Annotated in this window: 19 protein-coding genes; 12 read left to right on the top strand and 7 right to left on the bottom strand. The window is 72.1% G+C overall.

What is annotated here, in order from left to right; translation table 11 throughout:
* Positions 1 to 46: 46 nt before the first annotated feature.
* The gene (locus RLT59_RS05975) at positions 47 to 1,123 is read right to left on the bottom strand and encodes a hypothetical protein (RefSeq protein ID WP_311302418.1); all 1,077 of its coding nucleotides are present in this window, start codon (positions 1,121 to 1,123) and stop codon (positions 47 to 49) included.
* A gap of 205 nt (positions 1,124 to 1,328) precedes the next feature.
* Here RLT59_RS05975 and RLT59_RS05970 point away from each other — a divergent pair, with 205 nt between their 5' ends.
* Positions 1,329 to 1,907 (top strand): dihydrofolate reductase family protein, encoded by a 579-nt coding sequence (locus tag RLT59_RS05970; protein WP_311307627.1) that lies wholly within the window; start codon positions 1,329 to 1,331, stop codon positions 1,905 to 1,907.
* 68 nt (positions 1,908 to 1,975) lie between these two features.
* On the opposite strand, the gene RLT59_RS05965 is transcribed toward RLT59_RS05970, so the two are convergent.
* Positions 1,976 to 2,584: a TetR/AcrR family transcriptional regulator gene (locus RLT59_RS05965; RefSeq protein WP_311302417.1), complete on the bottom strand. Its 609-nt coding sequence runs from the start codon at positions 2,582 to 2,584 to the stop codon at positions 1,976 to 1,978.
* A gap of 96 nt (positions 2,585 to 2,680) precedes the next feature.
* On the opposite strand from RLT59_RS05965, the gene RLT59_RS05960 reads away from it, so the two are divergent.
* Together RLT59_RS05960 and RLT59_RS05955 are read left to right on the top strand one after the other, a co-directional pair.
* On the top strand, positions 2,681 to 3,502 hold the full coding sequence (locus tag RLT59_RS05960) for an SDR family oxidoreductase (RefSeq protein ID WP_311302416.1): 822 nt from the start codon (positions 2,681 to 2,683) through the stop codon (positions 3,500 to 3,502).
* Positions 3,503 to 3,533: 31 nt separating this feature from the next.
* Entirely contained in the window at positions 3,534 to 4,397 is an 864-nt protein-coding gene (locus RLT59_RS05955) for a haloalkane dehalogenase (RefSeq protein WP_311302415.1), read from the top strand.
* A gap of 60 nt (positions 4,398 to 4,457) precedes the next feature.
* On the opposite strand, the gene RLT59_RS05950 is transcribed toward RLT59_RS05955, so the two are convergent.
* Positions 4,458 to 6,011: a peptidoglycan-binding protein gene (locus RLT59_RS05950; RefSeq protein WP_311302414.1), complete on the bottom strand. Its 1,554-nt coding sequence runs from the start codon at positions 6,009 to 6,011 to the stop codon at positions 4,458 to 4,460.
* A gap of 378 nt (positions 6,012 to 6,389) precedes the next feature.
* On the opposite strand from RLT59_RS05950, the gene RLT59_RS05945 reads away from it, so the two are divergent.
* From RLT59_RS05945 to RLT59_RS05935, 3 genes are read left to right on the top strand one after another with little or no spacing between them, the layout of a single operon-like run.
* Positions 6,390 to 6,623, top strand: a complete 234-nt coding sequence (locus RLT59_RS05945) for an acyl carrier protein (RefSeq protein ID WP_311302413.1) — start codon at positions 6,390 to 6,392, stop codon at positions 6,621 to 6,623.
* Positions 6,620 to 7,867, top strand: coding sequence for a beta-ketoacyl-[acyl-carrier-protein] synthase family protein (locus RLT59_RS05940; RefSeq protein ID WP_311302412.1), 1,248 nt, complete (start codon positions 6,620 to 6,622; stop codon positions 7,865 to 7,867). The genes RLT59_RS05945 and RLT59_RS05940 overlap by 4 nt, the downstream gene beginning before the upstream one ends.
* A gap of 22 nt (positions 7,868 to 7,889) precedes the next feature.
* Positions 7,890 to 8,813, top strand: coding sequence for an alpha/beta fold hydrolase (locus RLT59_RS05935; RefSeq protein WP_311302411.1), 924 nt, complete (start codon positions 7,890 to 7,892; stop codon positions 8,811 to 8,813).
* Between the two features lie 38 nt (positions 8,814 to 8,851).
* Here RLT59_RS05935 and RLT59_RS05930 read toward each other — a convergent pair whose 3' ends face one another.
* Positions 8,852 to 11,302 carry a DUF8508 domain-containing protein gene (locus RLT59_RS05930; protein ID WP_311302410.1) on the bottom strand — a complete coding sequence of 817 codons (2,451 nt, stop codon included), beginning with the start codon at positions 11,300 to 11,302 and terminating at the stop codon, positions 8,852 to 8,854.
* 540 nt (positions 11,303 to 11,842) lie between these two features.
* Here RLT59_RS05930 and RLT59_RS05925 point away from each other — a divergent pair.
* The 6 genes from RLT59_RS05925 to RLT59_RS05900 all read left to right on the top strand — a co-directional run bounded on the left by RLT59_RS05925 (position 11,843) and on the right by RLT59_RS05900 (position 18,222).
* Positions 11,843 to 13,201, top strand: a complete 1,359-nt coding sequence (locus RLT59_RS05925) for an ROK family protein (RefSeq protein ID WP_311302409.1) — start codon at positions 11,843 to 11,845, stop codon at positions 13,199 to 13,201.
* 338 nt (positions 13,202 to 13,539) lie between these two features.
* Positions 13,540 to 14,088 carry a flavin reductase family protein gene (locus tag RLT59_RS05920; protein WP_311302408.1) on the top strand — a complete coding sequence of 183 codons (549 nt, stop codon included), beginning with the start codon at positions 13,540 to 13,542 and terminating at the stop codon, positions 14,086 to 14,088.
* A 13-nt stretch (positions 14,089 to 14,101) separates the two neighbouring features.
* A complete protein-coding gene (locus RLT59_RS05915; RefSeq protein ID WP_311302407.1) occupies positions 14,102 to 15,169 on the top strand; it encodes an ABC transporter substrate-binding protein in 1,068 nt (355 codons plus the stop codon).
* On the top strand, positions 15,166 to 16,068 hold the full coding sequence (locus RLT59_RS05910; RefSeq protein WP_311302406.1) for an ABC transporter permease: 903 nt from the start codon (positions 15,166 to 15,168) through the stop codon (positions 16,066 to 16,068). The genes RLT59_RS05915 and RLT59_RS05910 overlap by 4 nt, the downstream gene beginning before the upstream one ends.
* Entirely contained in the window at positions 16,044 to 16,853 is an 810-nt protein-coding gene (locus RLT59_RS05905) for an ABC transporter ATP-binding protein (RefSeq protein WP_399124883.1), read from the top strand. The genes RLT59_RS05910 and RLT59_RS05905 overlap by 25 nt, the downstream gene beginning before the upstream one ends.
* Complete coding sequence (locus RLT59_RS05900; protein WP_311302405.1) at positions 16,837 to 18,222, top strand: LLM class flavin-dependent oxidoreductase; 1,386 nt, start codon at positions 16,837 to 16,839, stop codon at positions 18,220 to 18,222. Before RLT59_RS05905 ends, RLT59_RS05900 begins: the two co-directional genes overlap by 17 nt.
* 45 nt (positions 18,223 to 18,267) lie before the next feature.
* Here the strand turns inward: RLT59_RS05900 and RLT59_RS05895 are convergent, their stop codons facing one another.
* From RLT59_RS05895 to RLT59_RS05885, 3 genes are all read right to left on the bottom strand, one after another.
* Positions 18,268 to 18,633, bottom strand: coding sequence for a nuclear transport factor 2 family protein (locus RLT59_RS05895; protein ID WP_311302404.1), 366 nt, complete (start codon positions 18,631 to 18,633; stop codon positions 18,268 to 18,270).
* Between the two features lie 129 nt (positions 18,634 to 18,762).
* Positions 18,763 to 19,605, bottom strand: a complete 843-nt coding sequence (locus RLT59_RS05890) for an alpha/beta fold hydrolase (RefSeq protein ID WP_311302402.1) — start codon at positions 19,603 to 19,605, stop codon at positions 18,763 to 18,765.
* A gap of 117 nt (positions 19,606 to 19,722) precedes the next feature.
* On the bottom strand, positions 19,723 to 20,175 hold the full coding sequence (locus RLT59_RS05885) for a DUF5709 domain-containing protein (RefSeq protein WP_311307625.1): 453 nt from the start codon (positions 20,173 to 20,175) through the stop codon (positions 19,723 to 19,725).
* Between the last annotated feature and the right edge of the window lie 64 nt (positions 20,176 to 20,239).

The following is a 20,239-nucleotide window of genomic DNA, read 5'->3' as shown; positions in this document are numbered from 1 at the left end:
TCAGTGCGGGGTCCTACGCACGAGGAGGCATCATGCGGGCAAATTATCAGACTGTCCGAAGCGGCGGCGGTGAATTTCCGGCCTCCCCGGTGATGTCCGGTCCGGCCGCCATCACGTCTTCCGCGGCCGCCCACAGCCGGGGAAGGAACCGGGTCACCTCCGCACAGCGGGCCAGCATGTCCGCGGTGCCGGTGATCCCGGTGAGACCGGCGACGGCCGCCTCGAACGCGGGCAGCCGTGCGGCGTGCAGCGCGGGGGCGTCCACGGCCAGCACCGCGTGGCAGCGGGCGAGGGTGGCGACGATCCAGAAGACCGCCTCGCGGTGGTCGCCCCGGTCCAGGAGTTCGAGGCTGCCGTCGACGGCGATGGGACGGGCCCGCGCGGTGAGGTCGCTGCTGAAGAAGAACGGCGTGCGCGCGACCGGGACCGTGGCGTCGAACGTGCGGATCAGCTCGCCCAGATGGTGCCGCACCAGCTCCTCTGTGACGTCCGCGCAGCCGAGCAGTGCCAGCAGCTCCGGATAGAGCTCCGGCCGCCCGTAGTCGGTCAGGACGTCGCGCACCGCCGGGTAGCGCAGCCGGACGGTGGGGTTGCGCAGGGCGGCGACCAGCAGGACGTGCGTGGTGACCCCGGTCGGGAACATCCAGGCCGGCACCTGCTCGTGGAAGGGCGCGGCGGCGTCGAACGCGGCAAGGCGGCTCTCGACCCGGTGCCGGGCGTCCAGGCACCGGCGGCGCACCCTGCTCCGCTCCGCGAACCTGGGCGAGACCTCCGCGTACAGGGCGCGCAGCCGGCCGGTGGGATCGTCGATGACCGTGTCGAGCCGGAAGCTGCCGGCCAGATGGTATGAGGAGAGCACCGCCGCCGGGTCGCGCAGCTCGGCCCACGGCACGTAGGAGATCTCCAGCAGGACGCCCTCGTACCGGAGTTTGCCGGGCTTGGCGGGCGGTTCGTCCTGCGCCGTGACGACCACGACATCGACGTCGGAGGAGGGCGCCAGCTCGGCTCCGTCCGGCCGGCCGACGGTCGACCCGCTGAAGTACGCCCCCCGGTACCCGGCTGCGGGGCGGGCGTGGGCGGCCACCCAGCGGGCCGCGGCAGCGCGTGCCGTTCCGATTCTCACCACGGGACTCCTCAAGGCCGCTGCGGGCCGGTCGGACCGCGCGGCCCCTCGTGACCCGACCCTTTCCGGAAGATCTACGCGGCGCACCCGTGGCCCGTCAAGTGGTCGCCGTCTCCTGCCGCCCCTTTGCCGGCCGCCCGGTAATGCCGGATTCGTTCCGCCGACCCGTCCCTGATTTCGACGCTTTCGACCGGTGAGGTTCGCGATGCGCAAGGTCATCTACTTCATGTCGATGTCCCTCGACGGCTATATCGAGGGGCCGGACAGGGACATCGACTGGCATCAGGTCGATGACGATCTGCACCACGCCTTCAACGAGCGGCTCGCCGCGATGGGCGGCTTCCTGCACGGCCGGGTCGTCCACGAGCTGATGGCGGATTTCTGGCCCACCGCCGACCAGGACCCGGCCGCCGCCGGGCCGACGGCCGAGTTCGCCGTCATCTGGCGGAACATGCCGAAGTACGTCTACTCCCGGACGCTCCATCGGGCGGACTGGAACACCGCCGTCGTCCATGACGTCGTCCCGGAAGAGGTGTTGGCGCTGAAGGAGCAGCCCGGCGGCGACCTGGCGCTCGGCGGAGCCGGTCTGGCCGCGTCCTTCGCGGCGCTCGATCTGATCGACGAGTACTGGGTCTACGTCCACCCCGTCCTCATCGGCCAGGGAAAGCCCATGTTCCCGCTCACGGACACCAGGACCCCCCTGCGGCTGGTGAGCACCGGGGCCTTCGGCAACGGAGTGGTGGAACTGCGCTACGAGCGGGTGGAAAAGCCCTCGCCGCGCTGACCGCCGCGCGGGTACAGGTCGTGACCCGCAAGGTCATCGCCCGGCGGGCCTCGCTCGACGCTTCCTGATCATTCGTTCCCGTCTTGGCCCAGGCTGTCCAGCTCGCGCACCAGGCGGGCTCCCTCACGCGTCATGATCTCCGGGTCGCGCAGGGCGTTGGAGAGCAGGGACATGCCCTGATAGGCACCGACGAACGTCAGCGCCAGGCCCTCGTAGTCGGCCGCACCCAGCTCGCGGTACTGCTGTCCGACCCAGTCCAGCAGAAGGCGGATGACCTGACCGGCCGCGAGGTCGAGGCCGTTGCCGGTCCGCTTGTCGAGCTCGACGGCAAGGGTGCCCGTGGGGCAGCCGTAGCGGGCCGTGGTCTCCCGCCCGCCGACCCACGCGTCGATGAGGCCCTTGAGTCGCTCGCGCGGGTCCGGAAGCCTGTCGAGGAGGCCGGTGAGCTCCTCCAGGTGGCCGGTGTGCTCGGCCAGCGCGGCCTTGACCAGCTCGTCCTTCGTCTTGAAGTAGTAGTACACGTTGCCTGCCGGAACATCCGCGGCGCGGGCGATGTCGGCGATGGTCGTGCGCTCCACGCCTTGCTCGTGCAGGACCCGGGCGGTGGCCGCCGTCAGCCGCTGCCGTTTTCCCGCCGCCTTGGCGCGAGGGCGCGGGGAATCCACTGAGTCAGTCACCCGACTCACTATAGACAACCGTCCGCCGGACTGTGCTAACTTCTCGTCCAGGAAGTTAGTCAGCTGACTAACTCGTATCTGAGCGGGGAGACCGGCGTGATCGTGGTGACAGGTGCGACCGGGAACGTCGGACGGGTTCTGGTGCGGACGCTGTGCGAGGCGCGGGTGCCGGTGACCGCCGTGGCACGGCACATCACCGACGCCGATGTGCCGCCCGGGGTGCGGGCGGTGGCCGCCGACCTCGCCGAACCGGCCGGACTGAAGGACGCCTTCGACGGAGCGGACGCGCTCTTCCTGCTGGTGGCCGGAGAGGATCCGGAGGGCGTCCTGGAGCGGGCGGTGGACGCCGGGATCAGCCGGGTGGTCCTGCTGTCCTCGCAGGGTGTCCAGACACGCCCCGAGGCCTACGGGCACCCGGAGAGGTTCGAGACGGCGGTGCGCGGGTCCGGGCTCGACTGGACGATCCTGCGCTCGGGCGGGATGGCCGCCGACGCGTTCGCCTGGGCCGAGTCGATCCGCACCCGGCGGGAGGCCGAGGCGCCCTTCGGTGACGTGGCGCTCCCCTTCGTCGACCCCCAGGATGTCGCGGGGGTCGCCGCGGCCGTGCTGCGCGGAGGCCCGCACACCGGGGCCACGTACACCCTGACCGGTCCCGCGGCCACGACGCCGCGCGAGCGGGCGGCGGCGATCGGCGCCGCGCTGGGCGAGCCGGTGCGCTTCACCGAGCAGACGCGCGCGCAGGCCCACGCGCTGATGGCGCGGTTCATGCCGCTGTCCGTGGTCGAGGGCACCCTGGCCATCCTGGGGGAGCCGACCGAGGCCGAACAGCGGGTGAGCCCCGATGTCGAACGCGTCCTGGGCCGGGCGTCGGGCACCTTCGGCCGGTGGGCCGAACGCAACGCCGCCGCCTTCCGGTGAGCGCGCCGAACTCCTAGGAAGGACTGGAACAGTGCCTGTTCAGCGCATTCTCGACTCGACCATGCACCACCGTGAGTCCGGCTCCGGAACGCCGGTTGTCTTCCTGCACGGCAACCCGACCTCGTCGTACCTGTGGCGCGACGTCATGCCCGCCGTGGGGCCCGGACGGCTGCTGGCCCCCGATCTCATCGGCATGGGGGAGTCGGGCAAACCCGCCATCGACTACACCTTCGCCGACCACTCCCGGTACCTGGACGCCTGGTTCGACACGCTCGGCCTCGGGGACGTCATCCTGGTCGGGCACGACTGGGGCGGCGCCCTCGCCTTCGACTGGGCCGCACGCCACCCGCACCGGGTGCGCGGGATCGCGTTCACCGAGACCATCGTCAAGCCGATGTCCTGGGAGGAATTCCCCGAAGGCGGCCGGGAGCTGTTCCGGGCGATCAAGGCGGAAGGCGTCGGAGAGGCCATGATCCTCGACGACAACGCCTTCATCGAACAGGCCCTCCCCGGCACGGTCGCCACCGGTCTCACCCAGGGCGACCTGGATGGCTACCGCAAGCCGTACCCGACGCGCGAGAGCCGGCTGCCGCTCCTGCGGTGGCCGCGCTCGATGCCGCTGGGCGGTGAGCCCGCCGACGTCGTGGCCAGGATCGAGGCGTACGGCCGTTGGCTGACGACCAGTCTGGACGTGCCCAAGCTCCTGCTCACCTTCCGGCCCGACCCGGGAACGATGATGCGCGAGGGGATCATCGAGTGGTGTGAGGCGAACATCGCCGGACTGGAGACCGTGCGTTCGCAGGCCGTCGCCGGACATCACACGCCCGAGGACCGGCCCGAGCTGATCGGCGCGGCGGTGGCGGCCTGGGCCGACCGGCTCGGTCTCCGTTCCTGACACCGGAACGCGACCGGGGGGCGGGGCGCCGGGCCCCGCCCGTGGCCGGGTCCGGGACCCTCAGCGGCCCGCCCGCAGCGCCGCCCAGGTGTCCGGCCCCACCACGCCGTCCGCCGTGAGGCCGCGGCTCGTCTGGTAGCCGCGCACCGCAGTCGTCGTCGCGGGCCCGAAGCTCCCGTCGATGCCGACGGGGGAGCCGAGCGTCGCGGTCAGCGCGCGCTGGAGCCGCTTCACGGCGTCGCCGGAGGCGCCCTCGCGGAGCGTCGTCGTCGGGCCGGCCGACAGCAGCGCGGTCCAGGTCCTGGCTCCCACGACGCCGTCCGGGTTCAGCCCGTGCGCCGCCTGGTACGCCGTCACCGCGCCCTCGGTGGCCGGGCCGAAGCTGCCGTCGGCCGCCCCCGCCGACTGGCCCTGCTCGTTCAACAGCTGCTGGACCGCCTTGACCTGCGCGCCCGTCGAGCCGCTGCGCAGGACGGCGTAGGCGCCGAAGCTCAGCCCGTCGGGGGTGGTGCCGCCCCCGGTGTTGCCGGTCACCAGCCGCATGTACTGCGTCCAGTCCCAGTTCGGACCGGGGTCGGTGTGATCGTTGCCCGGGGCCTCGCTGTGGCCGATGATGTGCGCCCGGTCCTTCGGGATTCCGTACCGGTCGCACAGGTACGCGGTCAGGGCCGCCGAGGAGCGGTACATCTGGTCCGTGAACCAGGACGGGTCGTCGACGAACCCCTCGTGCTCGATGCCGAGCGCGGAGGAGTTGGCGCTGCGCGCGTGGTATGCGGTGTCGCTGTCGCGGACCATCTGGGTGATCTGGCCGTCGGAAGAGCGCACCACGTAGTGCGAGCTCACCTCGGACGCCGGGTTCTGGAACCAGCTGATCGAGCCCGCGTAGGAGCCCTGCGTGACATGGATGATCACCTTGTCGATCGCGGCGGAGCGGCCCGCCGCGAAGTTGGCCGGATCGGCCGGGACCCAGAGCGCGGCCGGGTAGTCGGCACTGCGGAAGCCCGGCTCCGCGGCGGCGAGCGAGCCCTTGTGCGGGGAGACCGGCCGCCCGGTCACCGAGACGTGTTCGCCGTCCGGGGTGACGGTGTCGAGCCCGTCCGCCAGGAAGGTGTAGACGGTGTCGGCGTAGAGGGCGGCGGCCGGACCCCCGGTGCCGCTGTAGCGGGCGACGGCCGGGTACCAGGCGTCGATGTCCGCGCGGTCCCGGGCGTCCAGGCCGAGCTTGTCCGCGTAGCCGCGCAGCACCGCGGCGCCGCCCAGGATGTTGGCCCCGGTGTCGGTGCGGAGGTCGGCCAGGGGTTCCCCGGTGAGGGCGGCGGCCCGCTCCAGGGTCCGGTTCGAGGGGTTGCTGACGAGATGCATCACGCCGTAGCCGTTCGCCTGGCTGGGGAGCCCGGCGTGGCCGTCGAGTCGGCTCTCGCCGTATCCGACGGCGGTGAGCAGATCGCGCGGTACGCCGAACCGGTTCGCCGCCCGCTCGAAGGCCAGGTTGAGCAGATGGCCGGAGTCCGGCGCGGCGAGGGCGGGGGTGCCGGTGACGGTCAGGACGGTGGCGGTGAGGGCCGCCAGCACGGATGCGCGGGCCTTGGTGTGGGCTGCCGGGCGGCTGGGCATATGTGCTCCTGCTCTGTGGGGGAGGAGAGCGGCCCCCGGGCGCGGGGTGGGGTGGGCCGGGGGCCGCGAAGCCCGCTCAGATTATCTACCTGTCCAGGACATGACAATCAACGCACCCTGTGTCGAACTCGCTTTCACTCCAACGGAGTTGGCGTGTGTATCCCGGTGTGTGCGTCCGGTGCCCGGCATCGGCCGTTCCCGGTCCGCGTGCCGGGGGATTCGTACACCTGCCCAGCCCCCCACCGCACGGGGGAACGCGGAGCGGAGCCGCCTCCCGCAGGGCGTATAAAGGGTCCCTCCGGACCGGCCGGCGTCCCCCGATGGCAGTGACCTCTCACGCGGCAAGGCGTCACCGCGTACGACAGCGGAGGAGTGCCCATGAGTACGGCAGACGAGATCAGCACCTTGCTGGTGGCGAACTTCGGAACCGATCCCGTGGCGATCCGCCCCGAAGTGTCGCTCCGTCAGCTCAGGCTGGATTCCCTGGCCCTGGAGGAACTGCGGCTCCTCATCGAGGACCGGATGGGCGTCGATCTGGACGACATCCAGCTCACCTCGCGCGACACCGTCGGCCAGCTGGTCGACGCGGTACGCGCCAAGGCCGCCGCGTGACCGGCCGGTACCGCCCCGAGCCGTTCGCCGCCGCCGTCACCGGCATCGGCCTCGTCACCGCCGCGGGCGTCGGCGCCGACGCCACCTGGCGCGGGGTCTCGGAGGCCGCCACCGCGCCCTCGGTCCCGCACCGGCCCGAACTCCACGACCTGCCCTGCGACTTCATGTACACCGTCACCGGCCTCGACACGCGGGCGATCCTCGGCGTGGCGACCCAACGGCTCATGGACCGCTTCTCTCAGCTCGCCGTCATCGCCGCCCGTGAGGCCGTCGCCGACGCCGGACTCGACCCCTCGGTCTGGGACAGTTCCCGCGTCGCCGTCGTCATCGGCTCCGCCCACGGCGGACTGCCCTTCTACGACCAGCAGCACGCCGCCCTCACTGAGCGCGGCGCCCGCCGGGTCTCGCCCAAACTCGCCCCGCTCACCGTCGTCAACGGCGCCGCCAGCAGTGTCGCGACCGACCTCGGCGCCCACGGCCCCAGCCAGGCCGTCTCCACCGCCTGCTCATCCGGCACCGTCGCCATCGGCACCGCACACCAGATGCTGCGCACCGGGGCCTGCGACATCGTCGTCGCGGGCGGCGCCGAATCGGTCTGCTCCCGGCTGCTGATCGCCAGCGCCTGCCAGCTCAAGGCCGTCTCCACCCGCCGGGACGACCCCGAGTCCGCCTGCCGCCCCTTCGACACCCACCGCGACGGCTTCGTCGTCGGTGAGGGCGCCGGACTCCTCGTGATGGAGCGCCCCGAGCACGCCCGCGCCCGAGGCGCCACCGTCCGCGCGCACGTCGCCGGCTACGGCGCGTCCAGCGACGCGTACTCCGCCGTCGCACCCGACCCCGAGGGCCTCGGCATCGAACGGGCCCTGCGCGCCGCCCTCGCGGACGCCGGCATCGACGCGGCCGACATCGGGCACGTCAACGCGCACGGCACCTCGACCGTCGCGAACGACCTGATCGAGACGGTGATGCTGCGCCGGGTGCTCGGCACGCACCCCCTCGTCACGTCCACGAAGGCGATGACCGGGCACACCCTCGGCGCGGCGGGCGGCATCGAGACCGCGCTGACCGTGCTGGCCCTCCAGTACCAACTCGTGCCGCCCACCGTCAACCTGGACGCCTCCGACCCGGAGATCCCGCTCGAAGTGGTGAGCAAGGAGGCCCGGCCCGGCGTGTTCGACGCGGCCGTCAAGACCTCGCTCGGCTTCGGCGGCCACAACGCCGCACTCGTCCTCACCAGGGCCTGACCGTGCTCTAAGGATGGCCACCATGCCCGACGAGATCGTCCGGCACCTGTCGGTGCACGGGCTGCGCTACAGCTACCGGACCCTGCCCCAGCCCTCGCCCCGCACCGAGCCGGTCATCGTCCTCGGCGGCGCGCTCCAGGGCATGTACGGCTGGCCGCAGATGGACGAGCACCTGGGGCCGAGGGCCCATGTCGTCACCGCCGACCTGCCCGGCATGGGCGGCGCCGACCCACTGCCGCCCGGCACCGGCGACGACATCCTGTACGAGGCCGTCACCGGGATCATCGACGACCTGGGCGTGCCCCGGGTCAACCTCTTCGGCTTCTCCTACGGCACGTCGATCGCGTTCGGCTGCGCCCGGCAGAACCCCCGCCGCATCGCCCGGCTGGTGCTCGGCGGCGTCCCGGTCCACATCAGCGACGCCCAGCGGACGCAGTGGGGCCGGGCGGTCGACCGGCTGGGCTCCGGTGACATGGAGGGGCTCGCCACCCTGACAGCGGAGGCGCTGATGTGCCTGGACCCGGACCGCCACGTGCACCGCAGGGAGCTCGCCCGGCGCTACGTCCGGCGCTCCTTCCTGCACGCGCTCAGCCACTCCCCGCACGCCGCGCAGTCGCTGCGCCGGGCGCTGGGCCACCGGCCGGACTTCTCCGGCGGGCTGAGCGGGGTGCCGGCGCTGGTCTTCGCGGGTGAGCACGACACGGTGACCTCGCCCGAACGGCAGCGGGCCTTCGCGGCGACGATCGAGGGCAGCCGCTTCCTGACCATCGGGGACTCGGACCACTGGGTCGTACTGGAACGCCCCGACGACGTCGCGGATCTGGTCGCCCGCTTCTTCAGCGACCTCCCCCTGGAGCCGGCGCCCGCGCTGTGGCCCCTCGCTGCCGCGCTGCCGCGGCCGCGGGCGCGCGCGGCGGGGGCGGCACTGCCGCGGACGGGCGGCTGAGCGTCCGTCGGAACGCCCCGCCGCCCGCCCGCGAGGGATCAGTGGTGGCCGTGGTGGCCGCCGTGATGCCCGTGGTCCCCGTGGCCGGACGCCTCGGCCCGTACCCGGACGATCTGCGGGTCGTGGTCGCTCGCCTGGTCCGCGAACTCCGCGTTGATGTGCACCACGTCGTAGTCGAGGCGCCGGATACCCGGGCTCGTCAGAATGTGGTCCAGCGTCTGCGAGTTGCCCTCGTAGACGTAGCTGTACCGCTCGTTCGCCGGCAGCGTGTCGATCAGCGGCTTGAGCGCCTTCCCGGCGGTGAGCGCGGACATCGTCGGTGAGAACGCGAAGTCGTTCAGGTCACCGAGGGTGATGACGCGCGCCGACTTGTCGGCCGCCAGCAGGGACTTGACGAAGGTGTTGACCTCCGCCGCCTGCCGGACCCGCTTGGTCTCCGAGCTGCGCACGGGCGGCTGGTAGCGGCCGTGCAGTGGCTGGTCGCCGCCCTTGGAGGTGAAGTGGTTGCCGATGACGAACACCGGCTCGCCACGGAAGCGGAACTCACCGACCAGCGGCTTGCGGCTGTCGGCCCACGACTCGTCCAGCGGGCTGATCCGGGCGGGCGACGCCGACAGGGTGACGCCCTGCCGGGTCCGTACGGCCTTCACCGCGGTGGTTGCGTCGCCGCCGGCCCGGTCCACGAAGGAGACCCGGGCGGGGTTGAAGAGGAAGACGTTACGGATGTTGCCGCCGGGCTCGCCGCCGTCCTTGCCGTCCTGCGGAGCGACATAGCGCCAGGAGTAGCGCGGACCGCCCGCCGCGACGATCGCGTCGGTGAACCGCTTCAGCGTCGCCTCCGAGCCGACCGTGCCGTCGTTGACCGCGCCGTTGTCGTCCTGGATCTCCTCCAGCGAAACGATGTCCGGGGAGGCCAGGTTGACCGCGACGCCCTTGGCGAGGGTGTCGAACTTGCCCTGCTCGTCGAGCGCGTCGAGGTTCTCCACGTTGTAGGTGGAGACGGCGAGTTCGTCGCGCTTCTGCTTCCTGGTGACCTCACGCCTCAGGTGCCGGTCGGTGAGTGTGCCGAGCCGGGTGGCCTGGAGGCTGTAGCCGCCGAAGGAGTCGTAGTCCAGCACGCCGCTGGTGCTGCCGGACAGCACATCGCCCACGTTCGCCACCGGGACGGGCCGGCCGGCGTCGAGCGACATGACCTTGATCCGGCCGGTGTTCTGGTCGGTGTACGAGGAGTACAGGGTGCCGCCGCGCCGGGTCGGGTTCTGCTTCGGCTCGACGGTCACCCAGACCTCGCCGTACGAGCTCGTGGCGCCGGTGACCCGCGTGTCGGCGGTCTCGACCCGGGTGCCCTCCAGGGACTCGTAGAGATCGAGCGCGTACTTCGCCGGTTCGAGGGGCAGCGCGTCGATCGGACCGCCGTCCGCGGAGGGAACGTAACCGCCGGGCACCGAGGCCGCGTTGAGCACGACCGGCGCGGGCAGCGCGTTGCCGGAAGAGAGCACCGTGGTCCTGGGCGCGGTGATCTCGGTGACGGACTGCGTGGTTGCCGACGGGTAGTACTCGTCCACCGTGCCGCTGACCAGGACCGAATCGCCCACCGAGACCGTCGGGACGGCGGAGCCGGTGTAGACCAGGACGCCCTCCGAGGTGCGGGGATCCGCGTCCGGCGAGGGGTCCTGGATCCAGAATCCGCGCGAACCCGTGGTGCGGACCGCCGTGACGATGCCGGGGACCCCGGTCACCGCCTTGCCGTCCAGTGGGGAGACCCGGGTGGCGCCCTGGATGTCGTGCACGCGCACGGTGCCGGGCTCGGTGGGGTTGCCCGGGTCGCCGGGGTCCTCGCCGCCGCCGGAGGTCTCACCGGCCGCGTTCACCGGGGTGGGCGCGCCGGCGGACAGGTCGGCGGCGTTGTCGTCGGTGTCCGCGAGGGAGGCCGCGCGCGCCACGGAGGCGGTGGCGGAGGCGCCGGTCGCCGGTCCGCTGCCTTCCCGGACGACGGCGGAGCCGTAGCCCACCAGATCCACGACCCGGGTGTCGGAGGCGCAGTCGGCCGCCGTCTTGCAGGTCAGCGCCGTGGTGCCGGAGACCAGCGCGACCGTGCCGCTCGCGGCGGACATCGCGACGGTGCCGGTGGCATCCGGGGCGGGTAGGGCGACGGTTTTGCCGGTGCCCGCGGCCTCGGCGACGAGGTAGCGGCCGCCGGGCGCTACGGCACCGGTGAGCGGGGACACCTGCCACTGCGAACCGGCGGACGGCGCGCCGGGCAGGTACTGGACGCTGAACCCCGACAGGTCGTACGCGGCGGAGCCGGCGTTGGCCAGCTCGACGAAGTCGCGGGTGAGCGTCGCGCCCGAGTTCCCGCCGCCCCCGTACACCTCGGAGATCACGGCGGACGCGGACGGGGCCGCGAAGGCGGCGGGCAGCGCGGTGGCCGAGAGGGTCACGGCGACCGCGCCGGCCAGCAGGACGGAGCGAGGTCTGGATATGCGCACGGAAACTGCCCCTCAGAGTGTGATGAGGCAGCACAAGCTATGCGCGTAGAACCGGCGGTGACAAGGCATCAGAGGTTAATTCCGGGAATCGTTCCGCCATCCGGCCCACACCGGCCGCCGACCGGGCTCCCGGCCCGCCGCGCCACCGGCCGCCGCGCCACTGTTCACACCCCCGCCGGACGCCCGTCACACCGCCGCAACGCGGGGCAACACCCGTCGGGCGAACGGGTGTCCAGGATGCGGCGATGGTTTGACCGGGTTGCGCCGGTCCGGTTACGTTGCGCGGCATGCAGCGATCCGCACACCTGACGACGCGAGGTCATATCGACCTGAAGCGTGTGTGCTCCGCCGTGTGTCATCGGGTCTGAGAGCACCACGCCCGCGAACCGTCGGCGGGGGCTCTCCAGCCGCCCCGCAGGGTGTCTCTCCACCGCAGCGCGGCGCCTCCCGCCCTTTCCCGGGGCCGGTGGCGGACTGCCGGAGCTCCGTACCGGAGCACACACCGCGCCACCCGCTGACATCGAGGACCTGGAAGACACTGTGACGAGTCTGTCCGCACCCGGCCGTCGCCCCCGTCCGCCGCGCCGCTCCGACATACCCGCCGCACCGCCCGCCCGCAGGCTCGCGGGCACCGGCGCGGTGTTCGGGGCGATCCTCGATCACGGGCCGGTGGCCCGCTCCACCGTCGCCCGGCTCACCGGCCTCTCGCCCGCCTCGGTCACCGGCCACGTCGCCCAGCTGCTGGCCCGCGGGCTGGTCCGGGAGAGCGCGGAGACCGCGGGTCCACGAGGGCTCGGCCGCCCGCACATCCCCGTCGAGATCGACACCGGCCGCTACCTGGTGGCCGGGGCGCACATCGCCGTCGCCCACTCCACCGTCTCCCTGATGGACCTGCGCGGCCGGATCGTGGCCGAGGACCGGCAGCCCCACCGCACCACGGACCCGCGCCGGATGCTCGGCGGACTCGCGGCCCGGCTGACCCGGCCGGCGGCCGTGCACGCGGGCGGCCGCACCGTGCTCGCCCTGGGTCTCGCCACCGGGCACCGGGTCGATCCCGTCGCCGGGGTGATCGTGGAACATCCGCAGCTCGGCTGGCGCGACGTCCCGGCACGCGACATCCTCGCCGCCGCTACCGGGCTCCCGGTCCATGTGGACAGCCACTCCCGCGCACTGGCGCGGGCGGAGCAGTTGTTCGGCGAGGAGTCGACCCGGACCAGTACGGTCCTGCTCTTCGTCGGCGCGGTCGTGGACGCCGCCTTCGCGACGGAGGGTGCCATGCACCGGGGCCCGCGCTCGGGGGCGGGCAGCGTGGCGCATCTGCCGCTCGGCACCGCGGAGTCGGGCGGCGACGCCGACGGGGCGGGCGGCGGCCGCTGTTCGTGCGGGCGGACCGACTGCCTCCAGTCGGAGGTGTCCGAGCGCGCGATGGTGCGACGCGCGGCCGGTCAGGGGCTGGCCGTCAACTCGTTCCCGGAGCTGCTGGACCTGGCGCTGGCCGGTGAGCCGCGGGCCGTGGCGCTCTTCCGCCGCCGGGCGCGCCTGGTCGGCCGGGCCGCGGCGCTCCTGCTGGACATGTTCGACCCCGAGGTGCTCGTCGTGGTCGAGCCGGGGGTGGGCCGGATGCCCGAGTGTCTGGCCGGTCTGCGGGCCGAGGTGGCGAAGCGCTCCTGGGTCTGCGAGGACCCGGAGCGGGCCGTGGTGCCGACCAGCTTCACCGGCACGGTGCTGGCCACGGCCGGCGGCGCGGTGGCGCTCGGCGCGCTGTACACGGATCCGCTCGGCCCCTGGCCGGCGCTGCCCGCGGTCTCCTGGCGGCCCGCCAATTCCGGGAGCCGTTTCCTCCGCAGACTTAGTTCAGGCAGTTGCATTGTTGACCGGGCGCGAATGCGGACGGGATGATGGATTCATGACCAGTCGGCAGCAGAATTCAGGGAACGCGTCCTTCGTGACGTGCGTCTTCCGCCTGCCCGTGACGGCATTCGCCGCCGTCCGGTCCCTTTGTTGTCGCCCCTGTCCGGGCCTCCGGTAAATCCTGCCGCGTCCGCCGTACCGCCTTCGCGGTACTGCCTACGCTGTACGGCCGCTGCCGCTTTTCCCCGCTGCCGGTAACCGCTGGTTCAAATCCCCGTCACGGCTGCCGTACCCGAAATCGCATTCCCGCTGTTCGCGAACTCACGTATGCCCGCGATCCCTTTCTTTCGCACCCTGCCGACCCACCCACCCCATCGGGAGAGACGTTGACCGTCACCGTGTCCTCATATGCCGCGCCGGCCGCAACGGCTGAGGCGACCGCACCGGCCGCCCCCGGAATCGACCCGCGCCGGTTCCGGCAGGCATTCCGCCGTTATCCCGCCGGAGTCGTCGTCATCACCGCCGACGCGGGCCACGGCCCCATAGGTTTCACCGCGACCTCGCTGAGCTCGCTCTCGCTGGACCCGCCGCTGGTGTCGTTCGGCATCGGCACCACCTCCTCCTCCTGGCCGCATATCGAGCGGGCCCGCACGGCGGTCGTGAACTTCCTCGGCGCCGAACAGCAGGGACTGGCCACCACGTTCGCCACCAGCGGCATCGACCGCTTCGCGGCCCCCACCCGCTGGCAGCGGCTGCCGGAGGGGGAGCCGGTGCTCGACGATGTGGCCGGGTGGCTGCGGTTGGAGATCGAACAGCTCGTCCCGGCCGGTGACCACCGCGTCGTCATCGCCCGGGTGGTGGACGCCCGGCTCGACGAGGGGCGCAGCCCGCTCCTCTTCCACGACGGCACCTACCTCACCCTCACCGGCCACTGATCAGGGATTCGCCGTGTCTCTCGACGACACATACCGGACCGTCGGCCGCAGATCATTTCTCGCACTCACGGGTGCGACGGCCATCGGCGCTCTCGCCGCCTGCTCCCCGCAGGCCGAAACGGTGGCGAGCGCCGAGCCCACCGGAAGACTCCCCTCGGGAGCGCCGCCACCCGGCACGAAACTCTCCATAGCCGTCCGCACCACCCAGCTCCAGCTGGGCCCGGCCGGACTGAAGGAAGAGCTGCCGTTCACGGTTTCCGACTGGCCCAACCTGAACGCCGGCCCCGACATCATCCAGGGATTCCGCGCCCATTCCATCGACCTCGCGGTCAATGCCGGAATTCCGTCGATCCAGGCCCAGGCCATCGGCGTCGGCGCGAAGATCGTCGCGGTGCAGGTACGCAACAGCCCCAATTACGTCTTCGCGACCGCGCCCGGCTCGGACATCAGGAGCGCGGCCGACTTCCGGGGCCGGAAGATCGGTTTCTCGCAGGGCCAGGCACAGGGCGTCGTCGTACTGCGCGCGCTGAAGCGGGCCGGCCTCGCCAACAAGGACGTCGAGCTGGTCGCCCTGTCCAGCACCCAGTTCCTCACCGCCCTCCAGTCCGGCCAGGTCGACGTGGCGCCGCTGGGCGAGCCGACCCTCACCAAGTACCTGACCCGGTACGGCAAGGACGGGGCGCGCGGGATCAAGACCGACGTGGTGGACCTGCTCACGGTCCTCTGGGCGCCCGACGAGGTGCTGAGGGACAAGGCCAAGGCCGCCGCCGTCCGCTCCTTCGTCCCGCTGTGGGCCCGCGGAGTGACGTGGGCCTGGGAGAACACCGACACCTGGATCGACACGTACTACGTCAAGGACCAGGGCGTCACCCGGGAGGACGGCAAGCGCATCGTCGCCTCCCTGCACCAGCCCCGGTTCCCGGTGAGCTGGGACAAGGCCATCGCGTGGGAGCAGGAGACCGCCGACCTGATGGCCGAGGGCGGGTTCGTGCCGGAGCAGGACGTCGCCGGCCTGTTCGACCGCCGCTTCGAGGGGCTGGCGGCCAGAGCCGTGCCGGCCCGCTACCGGGAGACGTCATGACCGAACTGCTGACGAACGCCCGCACGGCAGGCCGGGTGAACACGGCCGCCGCGCCCGGAAAGACCGGGAAGCCGGTGGCGGCCGGTCCGTCCGCGCCCCGGCCCACGGCCCCCCGCGCCACCCGCAGACGGCTGGGGCCCGGCCGGGCCGTGCCCTTCGGGCGGCTGATCGGGCCGGTGCTGGTCGTCGCACTGTGGTGGTCAGCCTCCGCCACCGGCTACCTCGACCCCCGGATCCTGTCCGGGCCCGGCACGGTCCTCTCCACCGCGTCTGATCTCATCTCCAGCGGCCGGCTCCAGGACAACGTCCTCATCTCGCTGCAACGCGCCGGGCTCGGGCTCCTCTTCGGGGTGGTCGCGGGGGTCGTGCTCGCCGTCGCGGCCGGAGTGAGCCGCACCGGCGAATACCTGCTGGACGGTCCGCTCCAGATCAAGCGCGCCATCCCGTCCCTCGCGATGCTCCCGCTGCTGATCCTCTGGCTCGGCATCGGCGAACAGATGAAGGTCACCGTGATCGCTCTCGGCGTCGCGGTGAGCATGTACATCAACACGTACGCCTCACTGACCGGCATCGACAGCCGGTACGTCGAGCTGGCGGAGGGGCTCGACCTGAGCCGCGCGCAGTTCGTCCGCAAGGTCGTCGTGCCCGGCTCGCTGCCCGGATTCTTCGTCGGACTGCGCCTCGGCGTCACCGCGTCCTGGCTCGGGCTGATCGTCGTCGAGCAGATCAACGCCACCAGCGGCATCGGCTACATGATGTTCCAGGCCCAGCAGTACGCCCAGTCCGACGTGATCATCGTGGGCCTGGTGGCCTACGGGATCTTCGGCTTCGCGTCGGACGCGGCGGTACGCGCCGTCGAGAGGAGGGTCCTGTCGTGGCGACGCACCCTGGCGGGCTGACCGCCGCTCGCACCGCGGCCGGTACGGCCGTCGCGGCTCCCGCGATACGCACCCGCGGCCTGGTCCGCAGGTTCGGTGACCGGGACGTCCTCAAGGAGCTCGATCTCACCGTCGCGGCGGGGGAGTTCACCGCGCTGCTCGGCCGCAGCGGCTCGGGCAAGTCCACCCTGCTGCGGGCCGTCGCCCGGCTCGACCACACCGTCGAGGGCTCCGGTGAACTCACCGTCCCCGAAAGGGTGTCGCTCTCCTTCCAGGACTCCCGGCTGCTGCCCTGGCTCCGGGTGATCGACAACGTCGTCCTCGGACTGCGAGGCCCCGGCGCCCGTGAACGCGGCCTCACCGCGCTGGCGGAGGTCGGTCTGGAGGGCCGCGGCCGGTCCTGGCCGCACGAGCTCTTCGGCGGCGAACAGCAGCGTGCCGCGCTGGCACGCGCCCTGGTCCGCGAGCCCGAACTGCTCCTCGCGGACGAGCCGTTCGGCGCCCTGGACGCCCTCACCCGGATCAGGATGCACGGCCTGCTGCGTGAGCTGTACGAGCGCCACCGGCCCGCGGTGCTCCTGGTCACCCATGACGTGGACGAGGCCGTCGAACTGGCCGACCGGGTACTCGTCCTGGAGGACGGCCGGATCGCCGTGGACCTCACCGTCGACCTGCCCACCCCGCGCTCCCGGCGCGACGCCCGGTTCCAGGAGTACCGCGACACCCTGCTCACCGCCCTGGGCGTGACGCAGCCCCAGCCCCAGAACTCTTCCGAGCGGAAGGAATCCCATGCCCCGCACGCCTGACCGCAAGCAGCTGCACCTCAACGCCTTCCTCATGTCCACCGGCCACCACGAGGCGTCCTGGCGGCTGCCGGAGAGTCCGGCCGAGGCCAACGCCGACGTCGAGCACTACAAGAACCTGGCCCGGATCGCCGAACGCGGCAGACTGGACTCGCTGTTCCTCGCCGACAGCCCCGTCCTGATGGGCGATCCCGGACGGCGGCCGTCCGCCAAACTGGAGCCCACCGTCCTGCTGACCGCGCTGGCCGGCGCGACCCGGCACATCGGCCTCATCGCCACCGCGTCGACCAGCTACAACGAGCCGTACAACCTGGCCCGCCGGTTCGCCTCGCTCGACCATGTCTCGGGCGGCCGGGCGGGCTGGAACATCGTCACGACGGCGGGCGCCGACGCGGCCCGCAACTTCGGCCTCGACGACACCCCGCTGCACCACGACCGCTACCGGCGCGCCGGCGAGTTCGTCGAGGTATCCACCAAACTGTGGGACAGCTGGTCCGACGACGCCGTCATCGCGGACAAGGAGCGCGGTGTCCACGCCCTGGCGGAACGGGTGCGGAAGATCGGGCACAGCGGTGAGTTCTTCCGGGTCGACGGCCCGCTGAACGTACAACGCCCGCCGCAGGGCTATCCCTTGCTCGTGCAGGCCGGGTCCAGCGAGGACGGCAAGGACTTCGCCGCCCGGTACGCGGAGGCGGTGTTCACCGCCCAGCGGACGCTGGAGGAAGGCATCGCGTTCTACAAGGACGTGAAGCGGCGCGCCGAGACCGCCGGACGCAACCCGGACGGCATCAAGATCCTTTCCGGCATCGTGCCGGTCATCGGTGACACCGAGGCCGAGGCCCTGGCGCTGGACGCCGAACTGGAGGAGCTCATCGTCCCGGACTACGCCAAGCGGCAGCTCGCCCAGCGGCTGAGGATCGCCCCCGACGAACTGGACCTGGACGCGGAACTCCCCGAGGACATTCCCACCGAGGACGAGATCGAGGGTGCCAAGAGCCGCTACACGCTCATCGTGGAGCTGGCCAGGCGCGAGCACCTGACCGTACGTCAGCTGATCGGCCGGCTCGACGGCGGACGCGGCCACCGCACCTTCTCCGGCACGGCCGAACAGGTCGCGGACACCATCGAGCACTGGTACGACAGCGGGGCCGCCGACGGCTTCAACATCATGCCCGCCGTCCTCCCCTCCGGCCTTGAGGTCTTCGTCGACCGGGTGGTGCCGCTCCTCCAGGAGCGGGGCCTGTTCCGTACCGAGTACACCGCGAGCACCCTGCGCGGACACTACGGGCTGCCCCGGCCCGCCAACCGGCTCTTCGAGACCGTCGACAGCGCCGAGGGGCACTTCGGCATCGCGCTGGCGCAGACCCGGTGACGGACCGGCCGGGCCGGGGCGGCGGGTTCCGACCTGCGGCCGGAGTCAGACGGCCGGTACCCGGTCCAGGAATCCGCCCACCGCGCTGATCCGCCCGTCGGCCGCGAGAACGGCCACGTCCGAACCGGCGACCGGGGCCGAGCCGTCCGCCGCGACCAGCTCCCAGCTGAAGCGGACGAGGGAGTGGTGCCCGTCCGCGGCCCCGGTCTGCCGGAAGGCGAAGCCCGGGAACTGCTGCTGGGCGCCGCTGATGGCGGCCGCCAGCTCGTCGTGCCCCCGCACGTCGGCCAGCGGGTCGGTATAGCCCGCGTCCTCGGTGAACGCCGCCGCGACGGCCTTCACCAACTCCTCGGGTGTGGCGGCGTTCCAGGCGGCGAAGTAGCGCTCGACGGCGTTGTCGTAGGCGGTCATCGTGGGGTCCTCTCGTCGGTCCCGGCGGGTGGGCCGCGTGCGTTGCGCTGGTGAGGAACACGATGTCCGACCGAGGGGAACGGGTCGATTACCTCCGGGGTAAGGGGCCGGGACGGACGCGGGGCCGGGTCAGCGCCGGTGTTCGTCCAGGAAGCCCATCAGCACGGTGTTGAGCTCCTCCGCATGGGTCCAGCCGATGTTGTGCGGGCCGCCCGCGATCTCCACGAGGCGGCTGTCACTGATGAGGTCCGGCAGCCGCCGCCCGGTGGAGTCGATGGGCAGGATGCGGTCCTCGTCACCCTGCACGATCAGCGTCGGCACGTCGTTCTTCGGCAGGTCGTCGCGGAAGTCCGTCAGCCAGGTCGGCACGCACGCCAATGTGGCGTGGGCCGAGGCGTCCGCCGCCACGTTCCACTGCATCCGCAGGGCCTGCTCGCTGATCCGGGTGCCGGCGAGCTCGTCGGTGTTGTTGAACCCATCAAGGAACTCGGTGAGATAGGCGGGCCGGTCCGCGACGATGGCGCTCATGATGCCGTCGAAGACGCTCCGGTCCACGCCGGCGGGGTTGTCGTCCGCCAGCAGCAGATAGGGCGGCACGGGGGCCACCAGGACCGCCAGGCCCACCCGGCGCGATCCGTAGTTGCCCAGGTAGCGGGTGACCTCGCCGGTTCCCATGGAGAACCCGGTCAGCACCGCGTCCTCCAGGTCCAGCTTCTCCATCACGGTGTTCAGGTCCGCGGCGAACGTGTCGTAGTCGTACCCGGTGACGGGCCTGCCGGAGCGGCCGAAGCCGCGCCGGTCGTAGGTGATGACCCGGTACCCGGCGCCGAGCAGGACCGGCAGCTGTTTCTCCCAGGAGGCACCGCTCAACGGGAACCCGTGGATGAGGACGACCGGCCTGCCCGCGCCATGGTCCTCGTAGTACAGCTCGATGCCGGCGGAGTTCTCCTGGCCGACCGTGATGTACGGCATGGTGGCTCTCCCTCGGAACGTCGGTACTTCTTGCGCGTCGGTACTCGGTACGCGTCGGTACCTGGTACCTGGTGCTTGGTGCTTGGTGCTTGGTGCTTGGGACTTGGTGCGCCGGTGCTACGCCTGGCCGTCCGGGACGACGTGCATGGCCGCTTCCTCCGCGGAGGCCGCCGCGCCGTCGATCCCGACGTCCTCGCCCGCCATGGTGTCCGGGTCGTCGCGGTCCAGCTCCCGGGTGAGGCGCCCGGCACGGGCGTCGCCGACCTCGTCGTCCCATGGTTCGCCGTCCCCGTCCGGCATGTCGCCCACCCCGTCACCGGGCCCGTCGGCGACCTCGGGCAGCTCGCGGGCCAGCCGGCCCTCCAGCGCCTCGCCGCTGTGCTGCTCGGAGGCGGTGGTGCCCCGGTCCTCCACGGCCCACGGCCGCTCGGGCGGGGAGTACCCCTTGTCGAGCACGTCGGTGAGGTCGCGGTCGTCCAGGGTGTCTTCCACGTCGAGCAGATCGGCGGGGTCGGAGGCCTCCGCCTGCTGGGGCTGGTAGACCTCGTCGCCCAGGTCGGCATCCTTCATGATGAGTCCCTTCCCGATGTCGGGGATCCCGGTCATGCCCACCGTACGACGCGGGAGAAGGGGG

Origin of the sequence: Streptomyces sp. ITFR-6, assembly GCF_031844725.1 — a bacterium.
In the GTDB taxonomy this organism is placed as follows: Bacteria; Actinomycetota; Actinomycetes; order Streptomycetales; family Streptomycetaceae; genus Streptomyces.
The sequence above is the reverse complement of the archived record's forward strand: the minus strand, read 5'-3'. Positions and strand labels throughout refer to the sequence as shown.

Bases quoted from the DNA above. Each gene is read 5' to 3' on its own strand.
- RLT59_RS05910 (WP_311302406.1), top strand. From the start codon at position 15,166: ATGACCGAACTGCTGACGAACGCCCGCACGGCAGGCCGGGTGAACACG.
- RLT59_RS05885 (WP_311307625.1), bottom strand. From the start codon at position 20,175: ATGAAGGATGCCGACCTGGGCGACGAGGTCTACCAGCCCCAGCAGGCG.
- RLT59_RS05950 (WP_311302414.1), bottom strand. From the start codon at position 6,011: ATGCCCAGCCGCCCGGCAGCCCACACCAAGGCCCGCGCATCCGTGCTG.
- RLT59_RS05895 (WP_311302404.1), bottom strand. From the start codon at position 18,633: ATGACCGCCTACGACAACGCCGTCGAGCGCTACTTCGCCGCCTGGAAC.
- RLT59_RS05945 (WP_311302413.1), top strand. From the start codon at position 6,390: ATGAGTACGGCAGACGAGATCAGCACCTTGCTGGTGGCGAACTTCGGA.
- RLT59_RS05890 (WP_311302402.1), bottom strand. From the start codon at position 19,605: ATGCCGTACATCACGGTCGGCCAGGAGAACTCCGCCGGCATCGAGCTG.
- RLT59_RS05900 (WP_311302405.1), top strand. From the start codon at position 16,837: ATGCCCCGCACGCCTGACCGCAAGCAGCTGCACCTCAACGCCTTCCTC.
- RLT59_RS05970 (WP_311307627.1), top strand. From the start codon at position 1,329: ATGCGCAAGGTCATCTACTTCATGTCGATGTCCCTCGACGGCTATATC.
- RLT59_RS05935 (WP_311302411.1), top strand. From the start codon at position 7,890: ATGCCCGACGAGATCGTCCGGCACCTGTCGGTGCACGGGCTGCGCTAC.